Here is a 22,648-nt window from a genome sequence, read left to right as displayed (position 1 = left end):
GGTGGAGGAAGAGCTGGAGGCGCGGGCCCCATTCGTGGTCGGTGGAGCGTGCGGTGTCGTAGCCGAGGACTTCGGAGCCGCTGCCGATGCGGGCTGCGGAATGGGGGGTCGCGGGGGCCACTTCCTCCAGCAGAGGGCGTACGGCCTCGGTGTAGAAGCGGCGGGAGAGCTCGAGTCCGGGGATGAAGGCTGGCATATGTGCGTGGCGCATGCCGGGACACCTGCCCCGGCATGCGCCGGTCAAGCACGAAACTTTCACGTCATCACCACGGCATTGCCGCTCCGGGGAGATCTCCTGGAGGGCGCGTCCTCACTGGAGTACGACGCAGGTTCAGCTAAAGCCGGACGGCGATCAGCGCGATGTCGTCACGCGCGCCGCCGCTGACCCCGAAGCGGAGCAGCAGCGCGTCGGCGAGGTGCTCCGGGCTGAGCCGGGCAATGTGGGAGACGGCGTCACACAGACGGTGCAGGCCCGCGTCGATGTCCTCGCCCCGGCGCTCGATGAGCCCGTCGCTGTAGAGGACGAGGGTGTCGCCCACGGCGTAGGGCACGTGCGCCTCGACCCGGGGAACGTGTTCGGCGTGCGCGCCGAGAGGCGGGTCGGTGGCCTGGTCGAGGAGGTCACAGGTGCCGTCGGCGTGCAGCAGGACCGGGGGCGGGTGTCCGGCGCTGCTGTAGGCGATCAGGTGTTCGCCCTTGTGGATCACCGCATTGACGGCGGTGGTGGTGAGCGCCCCGTCCACACAGAGGGCGTACCGGCACAGCACCTCCAGGGCCTGGGCGGGTCCGTCGACGGTACGGGTCGCGGCGCCCAGCGCGCTGCGGAGCATGCCCATGACGGCAGCGGCCTCCAGGCCGTGGCCGACGACATCGCCGACCGACACCGCGACAGAGCCGTCGGGCAGGTCGATCACGTCGTACCAGTCGCCGCACACGTTGAGCGAACCCACGGCGGGCAGATAACGCACCGCGATGTCGGGGTGGCGGACCAGGTCCGGGGAGGTCAGCATCGCCTCTTGCAGGGTGAGGGCGACCTGGCGCTCGCGGGCGTGGGCCCGGCGCAGCTCCTCGTTGAGGCGCTGCAACTCCTGGGCCCGGGAGTACAGCTCCCCCTCAAGGGCCGCCCATTCCACCTTGCTCCCGGAGGTCCACACCTCGTCGTGCTCCTCGTCCCGGCGCGAGCGGCGGGCGTGGACGAACTCCGTCACGTCCTCGACCCGGTGAATGATCCAGGAGACGGTCCCGTCGGGGGCGCTGACCGGGGTGTTGACGGGTGACCACCAGCGCTCCTCGAAGGCACCCGGCCGGTCCACGACGGGGATGTCGTACTTCTGCAGCGCCATCGCGTCACGTTCCCCGGTGGCCAGGACCCGGTGCAGGGAGGCACTGAGGTTGCTCACCCCGTCCGCGTGGGGGTCCGCCGGGTTGTCGGGGAAGGCGTCGAAGACGTACGTCCCGACCAGGTCCTCCCGGGTACGCCGGGTCGCCTGCAGGTACGCGTCATTGACGTCGACGATCACCAGATCCGGGCCGAGGACGAGATAGGGGCTCGGCGTGGCGGCAAAGAGTGCCGCGTAGTCGATCCGCGACGGGGTTCTCGACGCGATTCCCGATGTCTGTATGGCTCTCGATGCTTGTACGGCTCTCGATGTCTGCATGGCTGCTGCCCGCCATCCCGGCCCCCTGGGATCCCCACCTCTCAATGTACGAGTCCTGGGAGCCGCCGCATCCGGGCACGGGTCGTGAGGGGTCATGAGGCGGCTGCCGCCGCGCTTCCGTGGTCCCGGCCCGTCGTCGTAAGTGGCGACCTCGGCATTTACGAGGTCGGGCCACGTCGCGTTCTTCCGCGTAGCGGCACGAACCAGGGCAGGGGCCCTCACGATCGTCCGGAGGGGCCCCCTGCTGTTGGCGGGTACGTGTTACCGCATCACTTGGCGGGCTTGTAGAAGGCGTAGGTGGCGGAGTAGGGGACGCTGATCTGGTCGGTGCCGGTGCAGGCCGTGGTGGGGGCGACGCCGCCGCGGGTGTCGAGGCGCTGGATGTAGGAGACGTCGCCGAAGACCCCGGCGCCGCGCGTGGCGGTGGACTGCAGGAGGAGTTCGGGGATGGTGCCGGTCTTGGGGGACGTGGCGACGGCGGAGGCGTTGACGGCGCTGCCGTCCACCGTGGACACCCAGACGGGGCCGCGGGAGTGGAGGGCGACAGTGCGACGGGAGTGGTCGTTCTTGGCCCAGAGGGTGGCGGCGGGCTCCAGCAGCTTCCAGGCGCCGTCGGTGCAGGTGTAGGTCTGGACACCCTCGGCCGAGAGGACGCCGGTGAGCCGGTTGCCGTCGGGGACCTTCAGCGCGGCGGGAGCGTCGACGGCGGTGCGGGCGGGCTGCGAGGCCGCGGCCTGGCCGACCGTCGCGCTCAGGAGGGCACCGGTGGTCACGGCGGCGAGAGCCGTGGTGGTGAGGACGAGACGCTTGGTGAGCTTCATGGGGGGGTGTCTCCAAGAGATTTCTGAATGACCTTGCCGGGAGTCAGCCCCGAGTAGCGCTGAGCCTCACGGCGTAGCCCTTTCCGGCAACCGGCGGGCACTGACAGAGAGTGTTCGGACACCGTCTTGGTTGCTCGGGGAGCGCGCACCACGTTCCTCACAGGTCGATCGGCACCACTCCATCCCCAATTGCCGCTGGCCTTGGGGCACTTCACCCGCTTCTCTGCCGGAGCTCCGTCGGCAGGATGCCGGCGAGGGCCCTGTCCTTCGGGGGCCCGGTTCGGAGCAGAGTGTCCGGGCCCATCGCTCCTGCGGCGCGGTACGGGACAGCCGAGTCGGGCCTGCCCCACGCACATCTCGGGTCTCGTGATCAGCTTGGGACGTGGAGACCATCATCGCCAGTGCCATAGCCGTCCTCGGGACCCTGCTCGGCTCGGGCATCACACTGGCGGTTCAGCAGCGCACCACCGACAGAAGCCACGAGTTCACCCGCCGCGAGAGGCTCCGGCAGGAACGGCTCGACGCCTACTCCGCCTACGCGGGCGCGCTGCTCAACTACCGCCGCTGCTTGGTGCACCTGTGGTTCTGCGAGCACGAGGAACCACCGCCCGAAGACCCCGACGCCGTCCGGGTCCGCGCATACGATTTGCGCTCCAACGCGCAGGAGGCACTGTTCCGGGTGCAGATGCTCACGGATGACGACACGCTGGGCCAGGCCGCGGAGACCGTACTCGCCGACATCACAGCACTGTCCAAGACGGAGACCAGAAGCGAGCTCGACCAGCGCAGAGTTCGGACCCGCGACGACATCAGCCGACTCGTCAGGTCGGCCAAGCGACATCTTTGAGGCGGCTGCAGGCCTCCGAGGGGCGGTCGAGCCACGCATTCCGGCTGTCAGCGGTGACGGTAAAGGCGACGGCTACGCCCGCATTGCAGCGCCATCAGAGTTGGTACACATTGGAAATAGGGGGTTCCATCTCTCGGATTCAGATCATGGAGCCGTGAGGCGATGCAAAGGATCGAACATGTCCACTCGACCTTCTCCTCGGATCATAGACGTTGACGCGGGCAACGACACCCCCGGTAAGCATGCCACCTCACGGGGAGTTGACGGTGAGAACTTTACGCCGGGCGGAAAAGCTCATTTCGCGTTCACCGCAAGGGGCAGGACCTTGGCGCAAGGTACGGCAGACGTGGACCAGACGGGATTCGTCAGTTGGAGCGCAACGATAAATCCCCCACTTTCATGCGGGAGTTCAGTGTCTGCAGCGGGAAAGGACCTGAGTTCCGGCAAGGAAACCGACGATGCGTCCGCCACGGTGTTTTGCCCCTGAGGCCGCAATCGAGATCTCCCGGGAAGCAAACGGAACTTGAGTGGGTGACGTCGGGCTATCGGCCTGACAGCTGCGTGCTGGGTCCGGTAGGTCTGTGCGCCCAGTAGAACAGCCGTCCTGGCCGGCCCTGCGGCGATGCGGCGCTGGACGCGGTCAGGGCCCCCGGGGGGCCCTCCCCCGACCGCCCTGGAGACCGCCCTCAACAACTACCTGGACCGACTGCTGCCCGGCGGCCACCATGCCGGGCAGTCCTGAGGTGTGCGGAGCCCACTCGTGCCCCGCGGACGCAACATCCGCCACACTGGTTACGGGTTTCAACCTTTACCCTGATGACCGGAACTGACCTGAACCGGGCCTGAACCGGCTTACGAGGCACGGATTTGCGAAAGGTGACCGGCGATGTCGCTGAGCCCCAAGGATGCGGAGTCCATAGGGTCGATCGGCGGCTATGAGCTGATCGACCGGCTCGGCAGCGGTGGCATGGGGGTCGTCTACCTCGCGCGCGCGGCGTCGGGGCGCCAGGTCGCGGTCAAGCTCATCCACGCGCCGTACGCACGGGACGAGGAGTTCCGGGTCCGTTTCCGGCAGGAGGTCGCCGCGGCCCGCCGGGTGAGCGGGGCGTTCACCGCGCCCGTCGTGGACGCCGATCCGGACGCCGAACAGCCGTGGATGGCCACGCTGTACGTCCCCGGCCGCACCCTGTCGGAGACGGTTTCCAAGGATGGCCCGCTGGGCGGGCGGGACTTGCGCACCCTGGGGCTGGGGCTCGTCGAGGCGCTGCGCGACATCCACCAAGCCGGCCTGGTGCACCGGGACCTGAAGCCGAGCAACGTCCTGATGGCCGAGGACGGGCCTCGGGTCATCGACTTCGGCATCTCACGCGCCACCGACAACCAGGCCCTCACCGTGACCGGACGGCTGATCGGCACCCCGCCCTTCATGTCCCCGGAACAGTTCGCCACACCACGGGACGTCACCGGGGCCTCGGACGTGTTCTCACTCGGCTCTCTGCTGGTGTACGCGGCCACCGGCACCCGCCCGTTCAACGCCGACAGCCCTTATATGACGGGCTATCAGGTCATGCACGAAGCCCCGGTCCTGGATGGAGTCGGGGAGCCGCTCCTGAGCATCGTCCAGCGGTGCCTGGACAAGGACCCGGCCGCCCGGCCCGGCACGGCCGAACTGCACCGCATGCTCCAGACGCTGCCGGACTCCCTCGAAGCCGCGGCCGTCCCGGCACCCCGCCGCCAGGATCCCCGTCCTCGCCCCGGACGACCGGGCGCCGTGGCCCCACCCAGGTGATGGGCGGGACGGGCGGGACGGGCGGGACGGCCGGAACCGGAACCAGTGCCGGAACCGAAGCCGGCACCAGCACCGGCACCGGCCGCGCACGCCGAGGGCGGCGGACCCTCGTCAGTCTCGCCGCGGCCCTGGCCGTCACCGGGCTGAGCCTCACGACGATGTACCTCGTGTCGGACTCGGACACGGATTCGCAGGCCCCGACGGACTCCTCCCCCACCTCCACCGGCCCGCGCGCCGCGGCGCTGCCCGCCGGCTGGAAGCCCTGGCGGACGGACCTGACCCGCGACTCCGGCAACATCGACCCGATCCACTACGCGGAGTCCGGGTGCCTGCCGGGCACGGACGCCGTGTACTGCGCCGGACTGGGCTTCACGGTCACCAAGGTCGACGCCGCCTCCGGCCGCACCCTGTGGCGGTCCGGCACCAATCCGCAGGAAGTGCTGCCCGTCGGTGTCCGGGGCGGACTCGTCTACGCCTACTCCCTGCCGGACGACGCGGCCGCCGGCAACAGGGTCCGCAGGCTGGTGGCCCTGGACGCCGGCACCGGCAAACAGCGCTGGGCCCGCCGCATCGGCGACGTCGACGCGGAGGCGCACGTGTTCAGCCGTGGGGTGCTGGCGATATCGGCCTCCACGACGCAGTTCGTGGCCTACGCACCGTCGGGCGAGGAGCTGTGGAGGTCGTCGGCGTCGGCGCCGGGCGGAAAGTCCTGCGTACCGCTGGTGCTCGGCGACGCCCCGTACGGCCTGTGCTCGTCGGGCGAGGATCCAGGCGGGGTTCCGATGACCCTGGTGCGGTTCGACGCGTCCGACGGCACCCGGAGCGATGTGGCGACGCTGCCGCCGACGGCGGAGGCGCTCGGTGTCGTCGGCGGACAGTTCCTGTTCTCTGTGCTGCAGGACCCCAACAAGGTGTCACAGTCCGTGGGCGACTGGTCGTACGCGGCGCTGGTGCGGGTGAACCCGGACAGCGGCGCCGTCAAGAAGATGCCGCTGGCCCGGCCGCCGCGCGGCGCCGCCACCCTCGCGGACGGCGCCGTCTACGTCGTACGGCAGGACGGAGTGGTCACCGCCGTGTCGGCGGCCTCCGGCAAGCAGCTGTGGCGCAGGCCGACGGAGCTGGAGGGCCTGTCCGTACCGGTGCTCTCCGCGACATACGGCGACCTCTACTTCGCCAACCGTTACGGCCGCCTGCTGGCGCTGGACCGGGGCACGGGAGCGGAGCGGTGGCGCACGTCCTCGATGGACGACCTGGGGGACTCCTCGGGCGACAACACGCCGAGCCTGCGGCTCGTCAAGGACGCGATCGTGGCGGTGGCGGGCGACACGGTCTTCTCCGTACGCCCGGACCGCCCCACAACTCCGTCGGCGTCGGCGTCGGCCACCGGCGGCTGACTGGCCGTTGTGGCCCGCCGCGACCTGACCGCGCGCAGCCCCAGGAACACCAGCAGTCCGAACGGTGACAGCAGGATCGTGAAGATCAGCAGCGGCCCCATCACCAGGGCGGAGATCCCGAGCCGCCTGCCCTCCCGGTACATCCACTGCCCGATCAGGAGATCCCAGGCGATGACCTGCGCCCAGACGGCTCCCGCGCCGTCCGCGAGTGCCGTCAGGTCGCGGAAGGTGTCGAGGTCCGGGCTGCTGACCGCGGTCCAGAGCTCGGGGAGCACAGGGACCGCGAGCGCGACGTAGACCAGCAGTACGGGTACCACGGTCCACGGCGACCCGGCGAGGCGGACGGTGGGGCCCCACCCCGGCGCGAAGATCATGAGCAGCCAGACGGGTGCCGCCAGCCAGAAGGAGAGCTCGAAGAGGAACCCGGTCACGACGTGAGTCCTTTCGCGGCGGGGGCGCCTTCAGGGCGCGTTGCCGTGCGGGACGAGGGCGTCCCGGCCCGCAAAGACCCGTACGTCCCGAGCGCGACGGCCAGCAGGATCACGCCGGCCGCCCCCAGCGTCACTCCGTCCGGGTGGATCAGCGGCTGGCCTCGCAACGCCTGCCAGAGGACCAGAGCGAAGGCGGCGGCGTACGCCCCCGAGGCGAGCACCACCAGGCGCAGCCGGACCCGGTCGTCGGCGAGGCGGGCGAAACGCGGTGCGAGGACGGTCAGCAGCATGACCACCAGCGGCAGGAACTGCAGCGCGTGCATGCCGAAGAAGTGCGGGATCCGTAGATCGCCGCCGGTCGTGGACCAGCCGGTCAGCGGCATCGAGGGGCCGCCGTCCGGCACGCCCACGCTGTGCGCGCCGACCACCTTGGAGACGCCGCGCTGCTGCCCGGGCGCGGGCTGGGTCATCAGGAAGCCGACAGCGGCTCCGGACAGCGCCAGGACGATGCCGGAACGTATCGCCCAGGCGGTCGCGCGGTCGGCGATCCGGGCGCGGATCAGCAGCACGGCGATGACGAGCGTGCCCGCCCACAGGATGACGACCGTGACGGCCATCACGTTGAACAGCGCCTCGTCGAAGGGCGTCTCGTGGTTGAAGTGGCTGCGCTTCCCGCGGATGACCTGTCCGGTGATGATCGCCATCTCGACGATGCTCGCCAGCACGACGACGTTCCCCGCCCGCCGGCCCACGCGTCGGCCCTTGGGGAGCAGCGACAGCATCCAGGCCAGGGACAGGCAGTACGGCACGAACGAGACCGCGAACTTGAACGGCTTGGTCCAGATCGGCGCGCCCACCAGCACACGGTCGTCGACGACGATTCCCACCGCGGACACCACGGCCATCACCGCCATCGCCGCCGAGAACAGCACCAGCGGCCGATGCCAGGACCGCCAGGGCGCCGCGGACGAACGAGCCGCGGACGAACGAAAGGACGCCATGCCTACCCCCACAGAAACTGAATAGATAGCGGCACTATCCGCTATCCGATAGCTCCACTATCTATGATGGGTGGCGGGCTGGCAAGGGCCGGCTCGGCGAGCAGGGCGAGGACCGAGGAGTGAGCCGGAAGTGCGCATTGGCGAGTTGAGCCGGAGGACCGGGGTGTCGGTGCCGACGATCAAGTACTACGTCCGTGAGGGCCTGATGCCTCCGGGCGAGCTGACCAGCCCGAACCAGGCGAGCTACGGCGAGGCGCACGAGCGCCGGCTGCGGCTGATCCGCGCCCTGCTCGATGTGGGCGGCATGAAGGTGGCCGATATCGCGGACGTACTGGCGGCCATCGACGACCGGGAGCGCCCACTGCACAAAGTGCTCGGCGCCGCGGCGGACCTCCTCGGAGGCGCGAACACCGAGCAGGACGACCCCGAGGAGGTGGCCGCCCGAGCCGCCGTCACCGACCTCATCTCCCGGCGCGGCTGGCAGCCGTACGAGTCGAGCCCCGCAGCCGCCGATCTGTCCAGGGCCCTCGCCGCCATGGCCAGGCTGGGCCACGGAGCGTTCGTCGAGGTGCTCGACGACTACGCCGACGCCGCCGAGGAGGTGGCCCGCGCCGACCTCGCCTATGTGGACCGGCAGGTGGCGGTGGAGGACATGGTGGAGGGCGTGGTGATCGGGACCGTTCTGGGTGAGGCGGTGTTCAGCTCGCTGCGACGGCTGGCCCATGTCGACGCCTCGGCGAAGCTGTACGGCACGGACGGGCCGCGGGAGCGGAAGACGAAGTGAGCCGGCCTCGGGGCCCTTCTCGCGGCAGGGCCGCCGGACCCACACCCGGCGCCACACCCGGCCCCCACGCGGTCACACAGCGCACCGAGAGCGAGGCATCTCGTCACCACAGGGGCAATTTGGCACATAGGCAGTGTTATATGGGGGTATGCATCATCGGATAGGGCGCTTGCGGTTCGGGTACCGGCTGCGCACAGTCGCCGGCCAGGTCTTCGCCCTCCAGGTCATCGTCGTGCTGATTCTTGCAGCAGCGGCGTTCTCTGCCCTGCTGCTGCAGTCCCAGGCCGACGCCGACAACGAGGCCCGCAACCGTTCACTGGCCGTCGCCGAGGCCGTCGCGGCATCCCCCAACGTGCAGCAGGCCCTGGCCGGCAAGAACCCGACCGCCATGCTCCAGCAGCAGGCCGAACAGACCCGCAAACGCTCCAACGTGGACTTCGTCGTGGTGATGAGTCCCACAGGAGTCCGCTACACCCATCCGACCCCCTCCGAGATCGGCAAGCAGTACATCGGCAGCATCGCGGCAGCCCAGCAGGGCCGAACCGTCACCGAAACGACGGTCGGAACGCTGGGCCCGTCGGTCCGCACCGTGGTTCCCGTCACAGCATCGGACGGGAAGGTCATCGGGCTGGTCGGCGCGGGCATCGCCGTCAAGCGGGTGAGCCTGGCGGCCGAGCGACAGGTGCCGCTCATTCTCGTGGCCACCGGACTGGTGCTCGGAGCGGCCACCGCGGGGGCGGCGCTGATCAGCAAGCGCCTGCTCCGTCAGACGCACGGCCTCGGCCCCGCCCAGATGACCCGCATGTACGAGCACCACGACGCGGTGCTGCACGCCGTACGGGAAGGCGTCCTCATCGTCGACGCCCAGGGGAACCTGCTCCTGGCCAACGACGAGGCACGGCGCCTGCTCAGCCTGAGCGCGGACGGGGAAGGACGGCCCGTCACGGCACTGGGGCTCGAACGGGAGGCCGAACAGCTGCTCGTGTCGGGCAGAGCGATCACGGACGAGGTGATCAAGGTCGGGGACCGTCTGCTGGCCGTCAGCCGACGCCCCATGACCCAGCAGCCCGGCCTGGGAGGCTGGGTCGCCACGCTGCGCGACACCACCGAGCTCAGCGCGCTGATGGGCCGGGTGGAGGTGGTCCAGGAACGGCTCAAGCTGCTGTACGACGCCGGCCTGCGCATCGGCACCACCCTCGACGTGACACACACGGCTCAGGAGCTGGCGGAGTTCGCCGTGCCCAGGTTCGCCGACTACGTGACCGTCGACATGACGGATGCCGTACTGCTCGGCGAGGAACCGAACCAGCCGAGCGCGAAGGAACTCCGTCGCGTCGCACTGCACGGCATCCGGAAGGACACACCGCTCTACCCGCCGGGTGAACTCGTGCAGTTCGCCCCCTCCACACCACAGGCCTCCAGCCTCAGTACCGGGAAGGTCACGCTGGAGGCCGACATGGCGTCCTTTTCCGGCTGGCAGGAGCAGGATCCCGACGGATCTCGCAAGCTGGTGGCCTACGGCCTCCACTCCATGATCGCCGTTCCGTTGCGGGCCCGCGGGGTCATTCTCGGCGTGGTGACCTTCTGGCGTTCGAAGTCCGCACCCTTCGCCCAGGAAGAGATCTCGCTCGCGGAAGAGCTCGTCGCCCGCGCGGCGGTGAGCATCGACAACGCCCGCCGCTTCACCCGGGAGCGCACCATGGCGGTCACGCTGCAGCGCAGCCTGCTGCCGCACGAGCTCCCCAAGCAGAGCGCGGTCGACGTGGCCCACCGCTACCTTCCGGCGGAGGCAGGCCTCGGCGGTGTCGGCGGCGACTGGTTCGACGTCATTCCGCTGCCCGGCGCCCGCGTCGCCATCGTCGTGGGCGACGTCGTGGGGCACGGACTGCACGCCGCCGCCAGCATGGGACAGCTGCGCACCGCCGTCCACAACCTCTCCACCCTCGACCTGCCGCCCGACGAACTCCTCTGGCATCTGGACGAGCTCGTCACCCGCATCGACCAGGACCGCGACGGCAACGGCGAAGCACCCATGCTCACGGGCGCCACCTGCCTGTACGCGATCTACGACCCGGTCTCGCGTCTGTGCACCATGGCCAGAGCGGGGCATCTGGAACCGATCATCGTGCACCCGGACGGCGACGCGGAGCTGCCCGGAGTGCCGGCCGGCCCCCCGCTGGGGCTGGGCGGACTGCCCTACGAGAAGACCGAGGTACTTCTGCCCGAGGGCAGCAGCATCGTGCTCTACACCGACGGTCTGGTCGAGGACCGGCAGCGTGACATCGACGAAGGCATCGAGCGCCTGCGCCACGCCGTCGCGCACGCCGGACGAACGCCGGACCAGATGTGCCAGGCGGCGATCGACGCCATGCTGCCCACGGCGCCGCGCGACGACGTGGCCCTGATCGTCGCCGGCACCCGGCTGCTCAACGGCGACCGCACCGCGTCCTGGGACGTACCGGCCGACCCCTCGGCGGTCGCCGGTGTCCGTGCCGCCGCCGCTCAGCTCCTCCAGGACTGGGGCATGGAGGAGGAGGCGTTCACCCTGGAGCTGGTCCTCAGCGAGCTGGTCACCAACGCCATCCGGCACGCGAGCGGCCCCATCCGTGTGCGCCTGATCCGCGACCGCAGCCTGATCTGCGAAGTGTCCGACGGCAGCAGTGTGTCCCCGCACCTGCGCCGGGCCGCCACCATGGACGAAGGCGGCCGCGGGCTCTTCCTGGTCGCCCAGTTCGCCGATCGCTGGGGCACCCGCTACACCTCGGGCGGCAAGGTCATCTGGACCGAACAGCAGCTCTCGGACGAGAAGTGACTCTGAAGTGACTCACCGGCCGTGACGTCCTGTCGTCGGGTCGTGTCGTCAAACTCCCGCCGTCCGCCCGAGGGGCGTGATGGGCGCCGCGCGGCTGTGGCACCTCCCACGCCCTTTAAGGCATGGGGGAGTAACCCAGAGTGCGTATGTTCTCCTGCAAGGTGTTCCTGAGTATCGGCCTACTGAGCGCCAGCGCCGCCATACATGCAAGGGGTGAGGTAGGGACGCTGGGCCTGTCGGTCTCGGCCATGTGCGTCACTGCGAGTCCTGGTCGGACCGTTCCTAAAGACTGAGCGGGATTGAGTCCTGTTGCCAGAACTCATGCTCAGCCGGACGCCCCGAACGGTGTTGGACGTCCTGGTTCCCCACGTTCGCTCCGCGTCCGGGGCGCACGGATCGTGTCCGTGGTCCGGGAATGCGGGGGCGGGGTTCCTCACGCCCCGGGGCCATCGGTTCGGCCTGGACGGTCCGATGCCCCTGCTCATCACTCCGGTGAGCAGGGGGCGGTGCCGTCCTCCCCCAGTGCCTTAAGGGCCTGGGAGGTACCCCCAGCCGGACCGGGTGTCCCAGGGCGCGCCTGCCGATCGCCACGGCAGCAACGTCGTGGCGAGTGGTGGTGCGGTTCTTGGTGGTGAGGGGCTTGTGCCAGTGCTGGGCGCCCCACTTGCTGGTGTAGGCCGGATCAACGGCGACAATGGTGATGCCAAGTTCGGCCGCCATGCTGACGAGCCGGGCCCGCAGCCTGCTGACGGGCATGCCGGAGATCAGCTTGCGGAACCGCTTGCGGCGGCCGTGCTTCTCCCGGGTCTTCTCCGCGGTGAAGTCGAGGTCCTCGATCGCAATCGCGAGGCTGTGGCGTTTGGCCCAGTGCAGCAGGCGGACGCCGCTCCAGAATGCTCCTGCTCGCAGATCTGATCCCGTCATCGGGAGGCACTCGCCAATGAAGCCGCCGCCCACTCCCGCCGACCCCGACGCCTGGAATGCCTACCTTGCCGAGGGCAACGCCAAGCAGGCCCGTAAGCGCGTGGCGGCGGACGTGCTGCTCCGCGACTCGTCGGGGCGGGTGCTGTTGGTGAACCCGACCTACAAGCCCGGTTGGGATCTTCCCGGCGGTATGGCCGAGGCGAACGAGCCGCCGGAGGAGACGGCGGTGCGGGAGCTGCGGGAGGAGCTGGGCCTGGACGTCGTCGTGCGCGGGTTTCTGGTCGTCGACTGGGTGGCGCCGCATGGGCCATGGGATGACCAGATCGCGTTCATCTTCAACGGCGGCACCATCGACGTGGAGGGGAAGCTGAAGCCTCACGACGAGGAGCTTTCGGAAGCGCGATTCGTGGATCTCGCCGAGGCGGGAGGGCTGCTGCAGGACCGGATGCGGCGGCGGCTGACGGAGGCGGTGCGGGCACTGTGGGAGGGGCAGACGGTGTATCTGCACGACGGGCAGGCACTCCCGGACTAAGGGCCTGTCCAGCCCGGTGTTCTTGTGGCTGCCGTACTCTTCATGGCCATGGTCAACTGGTGGGACGTGTTGCCGGACAACGAGCGCCAGCAGTGGTCGCTGGATCCGTTCATGGCCGTGGGGCCGCTACATTTCGGCGCAGGCCCCGATGAGGTGTCGATAGCGCTGAGCGGCATCACGACGGAATCCCAGCAGCACACACGGCACCAATCCGCGTTCGACGCCGTCTCCACGGTCGTGGAGAGCAGTTACCCGAAGTTCGGCCTGAAGCTGCACTACCGGGAAGAACGGCTGGCAGCCATTGTCGTCGACGCGCTGCACGGGCCTCAGGTCGTTGCAGACGGCATGCCACTGGTAGGGAGAGTTCCCTCGACGCTTGAGCAGTGGATGATCCACCGAGCTGAGGCTCGCGAGCCCCATGCCGAGCTCACCTACATGGACGCAGGCGTACCCGGGTCAGAATCATTGGGGGTCGTGATCGATGTGCAGCGAGCCGGCGACCGCCTGCTCACTCGACCGGTGTTCGTACCGCTCGAAGCCATGGACGACCTGTCCTACTGGCTTCCGAGAGAGGCGTGGTCACTTTGCTGAGCACTGGCTGATCACGGCCTAAGCAAAGACGCACACCCCAACAGCACCGCCCCGATGAAGGACTCGGACGCTCCAGGGACGGCCTGACGTCACAAGATCCGCTGGCCAGGCCCTGGAGATCTTCAAGGGTGTTGGGTTACGTGGGGGCGTGACGGCTGTCGTGGGTCGCATGCCGGAGGAATGAGGTATCCAGGTGTGGCGGAGGGCTGACGGCTGCGGAGCGGGCCCTGCGTCTCCGCGGGACGTTCAAGAGCTGTTGGCGTCAGAGGCGGGCGACGCGGGCCGAAGCAGTTCGCCACGGGCCAGGGCCAGGACGGTCCGGGCCGCGATGCCACCGATGAGGACGGTGACGGCCCCGAGGACGAGGTAGGTGTAGACGGCGTGGCCCGCCGGTTTAGCGGCATCGATCCAGTGCAGCGTGGTGGTGGCCACCACGGCCCAGGAGAAGGTGAAGGCCCACGTGGCGACCGTGAACCGCAGGCGCGCGTAGAGGGGGAGCAGCCGGAGCTGGACGATGACCATCAGCAGTCCGTATCCGGCCAGCACGGCCGCGATGAAGTCCACCCGGCCCTTGTCGAGTGCGAAGACGGCGACGCTGGCGATGGCGGGCGGGGCCACCTCGATCGCCATCGTCGGCAGGAGCGGCGCGGGCAACCGCGGACGGTGGAGCAGCCTTCCCGTGACCACCGAACCGAGGATGAACCAGGAGATCACGCCGAAGCCGAACATGACCACGGCCAGCAGGGTCTGTCCCACCGTCGCGGCGCTGGCGCAGGCAACCAGGCCGCCGGCCACCCCGGGCAGGTAGTAGCCGGGGTGCATCTGGTCCAGTTCCACGTGCCCGACGATCCACTGTCCGGTGAGCCACCCGCCGAACAAGACGGTCAGCACGAGAAAGACGTCCACCAGGATCCTCCCCGCCGTCGGGGAGTACGGCGCCAGCCCCAGGGACGCCATCAGCATCGGGGCGATCAGCGCCAGGGAGGCGAACGGACTGGCCACGGGATCTTCCAGGTCGGCCCGGAGCCTCCCCCTGCCGCCGCACACGTAGCGCAGATACCACCCCACCGATACCAGCCACACGACAGCTGCCAGTCCGATCAGGGCTCTTCCGACGGCCACCGGAACGTGCCCGGCCTGACCAGCGGTCACCCAGGTGCCGCCGAGACCAGCCAGGCCGAAGGCCATGCTGAAGACGTTGAGCGGGATGCGCTGCACGGCCACCGCCAACTCCTTCCAGATTTGGCCGGTGAGCCCACCGCAAGCGCATCGTCGGGCCGTGTCGGCTTTCCACACACACGCCCGCGACCCACATCACGGGTCGGACCAAGCGGATGTTCCGGATTTTTAGATCTTGCGCGAGGCCCAGCCGCCCCGCAACGCGACGCAAGGCTGACGAACTGATGAACCCTCTTCCGCTGGAGCGGTTGCGTGAGCCCTGTCTGCGTTTCAAACAGACGGGAGTTGCCCAACGCCCGCCAGCCAGCCGGTCCGTTGCAGTACTGGGGCGGGCCGCCCGCCCTCACGTTCCCCATCGCTCACCCGAACAACCGCTGTCACACACCTTGTTGGGGCGGGACTCCCGTACATAGCATCTCCCGGCAAGACAAGGTTTGAATCGTTTCAATCGTTTTCGTGCACGGTTTCGTTGTCCGCGGCGACACAGCGAGCGAGGAACGCATGGGCCAGTTCTGGAACCGGAGACTCTTCCTGAAAGGCACGACGGCGGGCGCGGGTGCCGGGTTCACCGCGCTGTCCGCCGGCCCGGCGGCGGCCACCGCGGGAACACCGGCGCGGGGTCCGCAGGACGATCGCACCGGAGCACTCCGCATCGAGCGCACCACCGTCGAGTACGCCGAGCGGGTCCTCGGTACCGACGTCGAGCACCCCCGCCTCAGCTGGGAGCTGTCCGCTCCGGGGCACGGCGCCCGGCAGAGCGCGTACCAGGTCCAGGTCGCCCTCACTCCCGGGGAGCTGACGGGCGGCAACGGGGCGGCGGCCGGGCAGGTCTGGGACTCGGGGAAGGTGGCGTCCGACCGCAGCGTGGGCGTCCCCTACGAGGGGCCCGCGCTGCGCCCCCGCACCCGCTACCACTGGCGGGTACGGGTCTGGGACGGCGCCGGGCGGGCCTCCCGCTGGAGCGAGGTCCGCTGGTGGGAGACAACGTTGTCGGAAGCCCAGTGGCAGGCCCGCTGGATCGGCGCCGACCCGTCCCCGCAGCCGCCCTCCCTCTCCGGGGCCTCGTGGATCTGGTCGCCGGACGCCACGTCCTCCGACGCCCCCGTGGGGCCGCGCTGGTTCCGGGCGGAGCTGCGGCTGCCCGACGGCACCCGGGTGCGGCGGGCCACCGTCGTCGCCACCGCCGACGACGACTTCACCCTCCACCTGGACGGCCGGGAGGTGCTTGAGGCGCCGGAGCAGCAGGACGGCTGGCGCACCGGCCGCGCGGCCGACGTCACCGCTGTCGTGGAAGAGGTCCTCGCCGCCGGCCGCCCCGTGGTGCTCGCCGCCCGTGCCACCAACCGCTCCGGCCCCTCCGTGAACCCAGCCGGTCTGCTGGTCCGGCTGCTCGTCGAGACGGAGGACGACGGAGCGGGTGGGGGCAGCGGAGGCGGCGGAGGCGAAGGACCGCACGAACTGGTCACCGGGCCCGACTGGCGGGTCTCCGCGACCGAGCCCCCGGACGGCTGGCAGCGCCCGGAGTTCGACGACGCGGCCTGGGACCGGGCCGCCGTGCTCGCCCCGTACGGGCAGGGCCCCTGGGGCAGTGATGTGAGCGTCGCCGTGCCGGAGCAGCCCGCGCCGCTGCTGCGCCGCGCCTTCACCGTGCGGCGGCCGGTCTCCCGGGCCCGTCTCCACGTCAGCGGCCTCGCCTACTACGAGGCCGAGATCAACGGCCGAAGAGTCGGCCGCCAGGTACTCGACCCCGGCTTCACGGACTACGACGAGACGGTGCTGTACGCCGTACACGACGTCACCGAGCTGATCCGGCGCGGCGACAACGCCATCGGCGTCACCCTCGGCCGCGGCTTCTTCGGCATGATCACCCCCAACGTCTGGAACTGGCACCGCCCGCCGTGGCACGGCGAACCCCGGCTGCTGGCCCAGCTGGAGATCGACCACCCGGACGGCTCCCGCACCACCGTCGCCTCGGACGGCGAGTGGCGGATCACCGAGGGCCCGACCCTGTCCAACTCCCTCTACGCGGGCGAGACGTACGACGCGCGCCGCGCCCCGGACGGCTGGACCAGCCCCGGCTTCGACGACGGCGGCTGGCGGGCGGCGGGCGTGCAGGAGGCCCCGCGGGGCGCCCTCAGGGCGCAGCCGCACGAGCCGATCGAGGTCATCGAGACGGTACGGCCGACGGAGATCTCCGAGCTGCGCCCCGGGGTGTACGTGGCGGACATGGGCCGCACCATGGCGGGCTGGACCCGCCTCACCGTCCAGGGCGCCGACGCGGGCACGGTCGTGCGTCTCGTCCATGGCGAGCGGCTGAAGGCAGACGGAAGTGTGCTCGCCGAGACCGGCCATGTCCCCGGCCGCTTCCAGACCGACGAATACATCTGCGCGGGCGGCGCGCGTGAGGTCTGGGAGCCGAAGTTCTCGTACAAGGGTTTCCGTTACGTCGAGGTCCACGGCCTGCCCGGGCGTCCGTCCCCGGAGCAGGTGCTGGGGCGGCTGGTGCACACCCGGGTCGAGGAGGTCAGTTCCTTCGGCTGCTCGGAGCCGTTCTACGAGTGGCTGGACCGTGCCATGCGCCGTACGGTCCTCAACAACCTGCACGGCATCCCGACCGACACCCCCATGTACGAGAAGAACGGCTGGACCGGCGACGCCCAGGTCGGCACGCCGACGATGGCGTACGCGTTCGGGATGCACCGCTTCCTGTCCAAGTGGCTGGGCGATCTGGCGGACAGCCAGAGCGGCGAGGGGCAGGTGCCGGTGATCGTGCCGAGCGGCGGCTGGGGCTACCGGGAGCTGGCCCCCGCCCCCGAGTGGACGACCGTGTACCCGTTCGTCGTGCGTGAGCTGTACCGGGTGTACGGGGACGAGCGCGCCGCCCGCGAGCACTGGACGACGCTGACCCGGTACCTGGACTGGGAGCTCGCCCGGCTGCGGGACGGGCTGGCGGTCACGGCGCTCGGCGACTGGCTGCCGCCCGGCTACGGCGGCGGCATCCCTCCGGAGGACACCCGGCTGACCGCGACCGCGTACCTGTACCGGGCGCTGCTGCACACCGCCGAGCTGGGCGAACTGCTGGACGAGGGCGCGGTCGTGAAGCGGTACCGGGAGGCGGCCGAGAACCTGAAGTCCGCGTTCAACGAGGCGTTCCTCGGCCCGGAGGGCCACTACCGCACGGCGAAGGACCCCGGCTACCGGCAGACCTCCAACGCGATCCCCCTGGCCTTCGGCCTGGTGCCGCCCGGCGCCCGCGCCTCGGTGGTGGACAGCCTCGTGGCGGACATCGAGGCGCGCGGCAACCACCTGAACACCGGCTGTCTGGGCACGAGCGTGCTGCTGAAGGTGCTGTCCGCCCACGACCGCCCGGACGTGGCCCACGCCGTCGCGACCCAGCGCACCTATCCGGGCTGGGGGTACTGGCACGCGAACGGCGCCGACACCATGTGGGAGATGTGGGAGCTGGACTCCCGCTCCCGCGACCACTATTTCATGGGCACGGTCGCGCAGTGGCTGTACGAGAACGTGGCAGGGCTGCGCCCCGGGGACGCCGGCTACCGCACCTTCTCGGTACGGCCCGACGCCCGTACGGGAGTGAACTGGGCGCGTACGTCGATCCGTACGGTGCGCGGCGAGGCCGCCGTGTCCTGGTCACGGCTGGACCGGGAGGTGCGGCTGTCGGTGCGGGTGCCGGTGGGCTCGACGGCCGAGGTGCACGTACCAGGCGAGACGCGCGCCCGGGTGAGCGCGCCTGAGGGCGCGGAGTTCCTGCGCAGCGACCCCGCGTTCGTGGTCTTCCGGGTCGGGCACGGGAAGTGGGACTTCACCGGCCCTGCGTGACCGGGCCCGAGGGCCGCGCGGGCGGTGCCGCCCGCGCGGCCACTCCGGGGGCGCCCCCTAGGGAGTCGTGGCGCCCGGCGGCAAGGCAGTCACCGGTGAGGCAGTCGCCGGTGAGGCGGTCGGTAACGTGGCGGTCGGTGGCGTGGTGCTGATCACCGAGATGTGGTCGCCGGGGCGGATCCGGGTGGAGAACCACTCGGCGTCGTCGGCGCCGAGGCCGATCCAGCCGTCCGTGACGTCGTAGGTGCCGAGAGCTTTCAGGTCGTCGGGTAGGGCGCCGACGTAGACCGGTTCGTCCTCCGTGTCGCGCAGTTCGACCACGTACAGGACCTTCACCGCGGAGCGGCCTTCGGGAGACACGTCGACGGCCATCTCTCTCATGTCGTACGTGGCGACCACCCTCATCAGACCCGTGGGGGTGGGCGTGCCGACGGCCCCCGAGGAGATCGGCATGACACGGTCGCCGACCGTGAGGGTGCGTCCGCGCAGATGGACCGTGCCGGTGACGGGCACCGCGGTGGCCGCGGACGGCGGGGCGGACAGGGTCGCCGCCGGGATACGGCGCCGATCGGGGTGGTCCGGGTCCGCGCCGAGGTCCAGCGTCAGCGTGAAGGCGACCACAGCGAGGGCCACGGCCCCCGTACCGAGCGCCGCGGCGGCGCGGCGACGGCGCCCCCGGCGCACCGCCCGGCTGCGAATCCCGGCCCCGCTGACAGTCGGCGCGATCGACTGAGAGGCGGCCAACTCCCTTAGCCGCGTGGAGAGTTCATCGGACACGGCCGCTCCCCCTCCGGACCGGCCGGTCGGCCTCGTCCCCCGTAAGACGCCTCGCTGACAACCGCCCGCCCACTGAACAGCCTCGCGTTCCGTCGCACCGGCCTCGGAGGCTCACACTTTCCCTCAGAGATCCGTAGTGACGTGCAGTGACGTGTCGTCTGTCGATCGTATGTGAGTGCGTGGATCGAATGCGTGACCTTTCCGCAGTCGTGTCGTTGATCGGATGACAGCACCACGGCTGAAGGGGAGGGGGCACGGGTGAGCCGGAGGCTTGCCCTCGGCGAGGGGGAGACGGCCCGCACCGCTTGTGTCCGCGGCCTGCTGCGGACGGGCGTGGTGGAGAAGACGGGCGAGGTGCTGGCGGCCACTGTGCTGGCCGAGCGGGTGGGCTGGGCTGCGGATCTGGTGTCCAGCATGGCCGCTGCGCTGCTGGCCGCGCACTGGAACGCGGCTGACGTGGGCCTGCTGGCCTCGGGCGTGGACGCCGGGGGCAGCGCGCTGCCGTCACAGGCGTGGATGGCGCTGAGACGGCTGGGCTGGACGACCAGCCCGCCCGAGGGTATCCGTGTCAATGACCGGATCGTGCGTATGGCCCAGGAGCAGGCTGGGCGCCTGCTGCGGTCGGCCGCTTGGCGGGCCGACCTGACCACCGCAGTTATCGGGACGTGGCCCGCCGACCCCGCCAAGCGGTCCGCTGACGAAATGGGATGGCGTCCGCGAGGTGATCCCCGACGGCCGGCACCTGCCCTCCGTAGTGATCAGATCCCGGACCCGGCAGATCGCCGCCTTCCAGCACCGGCACGGCCGGTTGCCGGCCGATGTGTTCGAGCTGGAGAGCGCACCGCGCGTGGCGCGGATACTGCTGCTATCGGCCTGTGATGGCCAGCAGGCCACCATCGTCCGCGCCGACGATCCGGGCCGGGCGCTGCTGAGGGTGCAGCTGCCCACCCGCCCCGACCCGCGCTCCTACCGGGACTGGACGTGGGTGGCCTGCCCGATCACGCTGCCGCCCACCGTCCCACCCCGCGCGGTGCTGCACCTGCCCACCCTGCGCATACACAGGGGCCGGGTGCGCGCCGACCTCGCCTACACCCATACCGTGCCGAGGGCCCGGCGCACCGGGCACACCGTGGCGCTGGGCGTCGACTGGGGACTGAACACACTGCTCAGCGCGGGCGCCGTCCGGCTCCACGACAACGGCACGATCACCGCGCTGGGCTGTGGCGCTCAATTTCGCGCGGCCGGAGTACTGGCCAAACAGCACCGGCTGCGCCGACAAGGCGAGTTCCTGCACGCCAAGACCGACCACTACCAACGGCTCATCGGCAACGGCGATGGCGATGGCGATGGCGATGGCGGTATCGACGGCCATCGTCTGACCGGCAAGCACGCTGTCCTGGCCGAGGAGATCCGGCACGTGTCCGCCCGGCGCTCGAACCTCAACGACGCCCTGGCATGGGCTGCGGCTCGCTGGACGGTCGACCAGGCGATCACCGCCGGTGCAAGCGTGATCTACGTCGAGGACATCCGCTCGATGGAGGCGAAGGGCATGGGCCGCACCCTCAACACCCGCCTGTCCCAGCAGGTACGGGGACAGATCGTGGCGCGGATGCGGCATCTGGCCGCCGAGGCGGGCATCGCCATCGTCACCGTCCCCGCGAGGGGCACCTCCCGGCACTGCCCCCGCTGCCTGGTCCCACTGCGCCACCGCACAGCCCCCGACCGGCCCACTACACCCGGCTGGAAGTGGGCCATCTGCCCCAACACTGCGTGCAGTTGGCAGGGCAACCGCGACACCGGTGCGTGGCAGCGCATCGCCGCACGCGGCCTCACTCACCAGACCAAGACCGTCACCGACCGCGCCAGCAGCACCATGGCCATCCGCAGTATGGTCGACAAGCTCGAAGCCGCCGCAGTGGTCGAACCGGTCACCACCGAAACCCGCGCCAAGGACCGGTCCAAGACCGGGCCCACCCGGCGCAGAACCACACGCCCCGCGCCCAGGCGACGCAGGGCACCCTCCCCCACCGGCCCCTCGGGCCCGGCGGGCAAGCGTCCGGAGGGACACGCACCAACGGGCCCAAGACGGCTGCCCCGCGCAGCCCACCGGCACCAGGGCGTGACGACGACCAGCACACCCACCACCCGCCGACACCGGCCACGCGGAGCAGCACTGGGCGCGGGATTCCATCTCCACGCTCATGCTTCCCCGCCCAGATGGGCAGAACCCACACCGGACCCTACGGTTCACATAGGTTCGCTTAGCTGATCAGAGACGCTACCCGCTCCACGCTCAGGTCGCACAGATGGTGCAGCACGATCGCCATCCGCTGCGGCTGGGCAATCGGCGCAAGCCGGCCAGAGCGGGCGCCGGCGCAGCAGGCCCGCGTCGGCGATCTGCCGGGCGAGCCGGGCGTAGTCGCTGCCTGCCTGGGTGGCGGCGGGCGATAAGCGTGTCGTCGAAGAGTGCTCCCCTTGGAAAGACCGGGCGGACTTGGCAGAACCCGGGGTGGCAAGGAGCCCCCCCGGATCCTCCCGGACTCCATAAAAACGCACTGGATGCAGAAAATCAATGCGTGCAAAAATGCGTCGGGTGCGGCATGTGGTACCGTCGCGCCATGAGTGAGGAGCCGGGCCTGCGAGAGCGCAAGAAACAGCGCACCCGACGCACCGTCATCCGGACGGCCCTGCGCCTGTTCAGCGAGCAGGGGTACGAACAGACCACCGTGGCCGGGATGGCCGCCGCGGCGGACATCGCCACCCGGACCTTCTTCAGCTACTTCGCCAGCAAGGAGGACGTGGTCTTCTTCGACTTCGCCTCACGCGAAGAGCAGGCCCTCGCCGTGATCGGCGACCGCCGGCCGGGCGAAACCGTGGCCGACCTGCTGCAGCGCACCATGGACCGGATGATGTCCGCCCCGGACTCCGACCTGGACCTGCTGCTCGAACTGGCCCCCGCCCGCGACGCGCTGGTCGCCGCCGTCCCGGCACTCCAGGCCCGGGAACTGCACCTCATGTTCGAGCTCCAGCGGAACCTGGCCAGAGCGCTGCACGAGTCCTACCCGGACGAACTCGACCTCATCGACGCCATGGCCGCCATCGGCGCCCTCGCCGGCGCCCAGCACATGGCCGCGACCGCCGCAGTCGAACGCCGCGACTCCCCCGAGCAGGTACGGCACAGCATCGACCGGGGCACCCGCATGGCGATCGACGGCCTGCGGGCACTCGACTCCTGACGACCCGTCCGCGACGCGGGGCGATGACGCAC

15 protein-coding genes and 4 pseudogenes are annotated in these 22,648 nt (G+C 70.3%); 11 read left to right on the top strand and 8 right to left on the bottom strand.

Annotation, left to right across the window (positions count from 1 at the left end):
- Positions 1 to 4: 4 nt before the first annotated feature.
- The 3 genes and pseudogenes from E0500_RS10170 to E0500_RS10160 form a co-directional block, all read right to left on the bottom strand.
- Positions 5 to 196: pseudogene (locus E0500_RS10170) on the bottom strand (hypothetical protein); the annotation flags it as partial.
- A 139-nt stretch (positions 197 to 335) separates the two neighbouring features.
- Positions 336 to 1,658, bottom strand: coding sequence for a PP2C family protein-serine/threonine phosphatase (locus E0500_RS10165; RefSeq protein WP_131569750.1), 1,323 nt, complete (start codon positions 1,656 to 1,658; stop codon positions 336 to 338).
- Between the two features lie 269 nt (positions 1,659 to 1,927).
- Positions 1,928 to 2,479, bottom strand: coding sequence for a DUF3455 domain-containing protein (locus E0500_RS10160; protein ID WP_131569748.1), 552 nt, complete (start codon positions 2,477 to 2,479; stop codon positions 1,928 to 1,930).
- Positions 2,480 to 2,861: 382 nt separating this feature from the next.
- Between E0500_RS10160 and E0500_RS10155 the strand changes: the two genes are divergently transcribed.
- From E0500_RS10155 to E0500_RS44910, 3 genes are all read left to right on the top strand, one after another.
- The gene (locus E0500_RS10155; protein WP_131569746.1) at positions 2,862 to 3,326 is read left to right on the top strand and encodes a hypothetical protein; all 465 of its coding nucleotides are present in this window, start codon (positions 2,862 to 2,864) and stop codon (positions 3,324 to 3,326) included.
- An 886-nt stretch (positions 3,327 to 4,212) separates the two neighbouring features.
- Positions 4,213 to 5,115, top strand: coding sequence for a serine/threonine-protein kinase (locus tag E0500_RS44915; protein ID WP_181586936.1), 903 nt, complete (start codon positions 4,213 to 4,215; stop codon positions 5,113 to 5,115).
- Entirely contained in the window at positions 5,115 to 6,509 is a 1,395-nt protein-coding gene (locus E0500_RS44910) for a PQQ-binding-like beta-propeller repeat protein (protein WP_181586935.1), read from the top strand. The genes E0500_RS44915 and E0500_RS44910 overlap by 1 nt, the downstream gene beginning before the upstream one ends.
- 5 nt (positions 6,510 to 6,514) lie before the next feature.
- On the opposite strand, the pseudogene E0500_RS10140 reads toward E0500_RS44910, so the two are convergent.
- Positions 6,515 to 6,940, bottom strand: a pseudogene (locus tag E0500_RS10140) (ABA4-like family protein); the annotation flags it as partial.
- A complete protein-coding gene (locus E0500_RS10135) occupies positions 6,937 to 7,854 on the bottom strand; it encodes a hypothetical protein (RefSeq protein WP_131569345.1) in 918 nt (305 codons plus the stop codon). The gene E0500_RS10135 and the pseudogene E0500_RS10140, both read right to left, overlap by 4 nt.
- Positions 7,855 to 8,110: 256 nt before the next feature.
- Between E0500_RS10135 and E0500_RS10130 the strand changes: the two genes are divergently transcribed.
- Positions 8,111 to 8,725, top strand: a complete 615-nt coding sequence (locus tag E0500_RS10130) for a MerR family transcriptional regulator (protein WP_399118897.1) — start codon at positions 8,111 to 8,113, stop codon at positions 8,723 to 8,725.
- Positions 8,726 to 8,873: 148 nt separating this feature from the next.
- Positions 8,874 to 11,537, top strand: coding sequence for a SpoIIE family protein phosphatase (locus tag E0500_RS10125; protein WP_131569339.1), 2,664 nt, complete (start codon positions 8,874 to 8,876; stop codon positions 11,535 to 11,537).
- Positions 11,538 to 11,819: 282 nt separating this feature from the next.
- Here the strand turns inward: E0500_RS10125 and E0500_RS10120 are convergent.
- Positions 11,820 to 12,419: pseudogene (locus E0500_RS10120) on the bottom strand (IS200/IS605 family accessory protein TnpB-related protein); the annotation flags it as partial.
- Positions 12,420 to 12,477: 58 nt separating this feature from the next.
- Here E0500_RS10120 and E0500_RS10115 point away from each other — a divergent pair.
- The 3 genes and pseudogenes from E0500_RS10115 to E0500_RS10105 form a co-directional block, all read left to right on the top strand.
- Complete coding sequence (locus E0500_RS10115; protein ID WP_131569337.1) at positions 12,478 to 12,993, top strand: NUDIX hydrolase; 516 nt, start codon at positions 12,478 to 12,480, stop codon at positions 12,991 to 12,993.
- Positions 12,994 to 13,035: 42 nt separating this feature from the next.
- On the top strand, positions 13,036 to 13,584 hold the full coding sequence (locus E0500_RS10110) for a hypothetical protein (protein WP_131569335.1): 549 nt from the start codon (positions 13,036 to 13,038) through the stop codon (positions 13,582 to 13,584).
- Between the two features lie 17 nt (positions 13,585 to 13,601).
- Positions 13,602 to 13,691: pseudogene (locus E0500_RS10105) on the top strand (IS5/IS1182 family transposase); the annotation flags it as partial.
- 139 nt (positions 13,692 to 13,830) lie between these two features.
- On the opposite strand, the gene E0500_RS10100 reads toward E0500_RS10105, so the two are convergent.
- Positions 13,831 to 14,808: a TDT family transporter gene (locus E0500_RS10100; protein WP_131569333.1), complete on the bottom strand. Its 978-nt coding sequence runs from the start codon at positions 14,806 to 14,808 to the stop codon at positions 13,831 to 13,833.
- 411 nt (positions 14,809 to 15,219) lie between these two features.
- Between E0500_RS10100 and E0500_RS10095 the strand changes: the two genes are divergently transcribed.
- Entirely contained in the window at positions 15,220 to 18,603 is a 3,384-nt protein-coding gene (locus E0500_RS10095) for a glycoside hydrolase family 78 protein (RefSeq protein ID WP_309505011.1), read from the top strand.
- 57 nt (positions 18,604 to 18,660) lie between these two features.
- On the opposite strand, the gene E0500_RS10090 is transcribed toward E0500_RS10095, so the two are convergent.
- The gene (locus E0500_RS10090) at positions 18,661 to 19,380 is read right to left on the bottom strand and encodes a L,D-transpeptidase (protein ID WP_131569331.1); all 720 of its coding nucleotides are present in this window, start codon (positions 19,378 to 19,380) and stop codon (positions 18,661 to 18,663) included.
- A gap of 721 nt (positions 19,381 to 20,101) precedes the next feature.
- Between E0500_RS10090 and E0500_RS10085 the strand changes: the two genes are divergently transcribed.
- Positions 20,102 to 21,649 (top strand): transposase, encoded by a 1,548-nt coding sequence (locus tag E0500_RS10085; protein WP_258572724.1) that lies wholly within the window; start codon positions 20,102 to 20,104, stop codon positions 21,647 to 21,649.
- Between the two features lie 349 nt (positions 21,650 to 21,998).
- Complete coding sequence (locus tag E0500_RS10080) at positions 21,999 to 22,616, top strand: TetR/AcrR family transcriptional regulator (protein ID WP_131569097.1); 618 nt, start codon at positions 21,999 to 22,001, stop codon at positions 22,614 to 22,616.
- Positions 22,617 to 22,648 lie beyond the last annotated feature (32 nt).

It is taken from the genome of Streptomyces sp. KM273126 (genome assembly GCF_004337435.2).
Taxonomy (GTDB): Bacteria; Actinomycetota; Actinomycetes; order Streptomycetales; family Streptomycetaceae; genus Streptomyces; species Streptomyces acidicola.
Note: the sequence above shows the minus strand (reverse complement) of the source record. Positions and strands in the feature narration are given on the sequence as shown.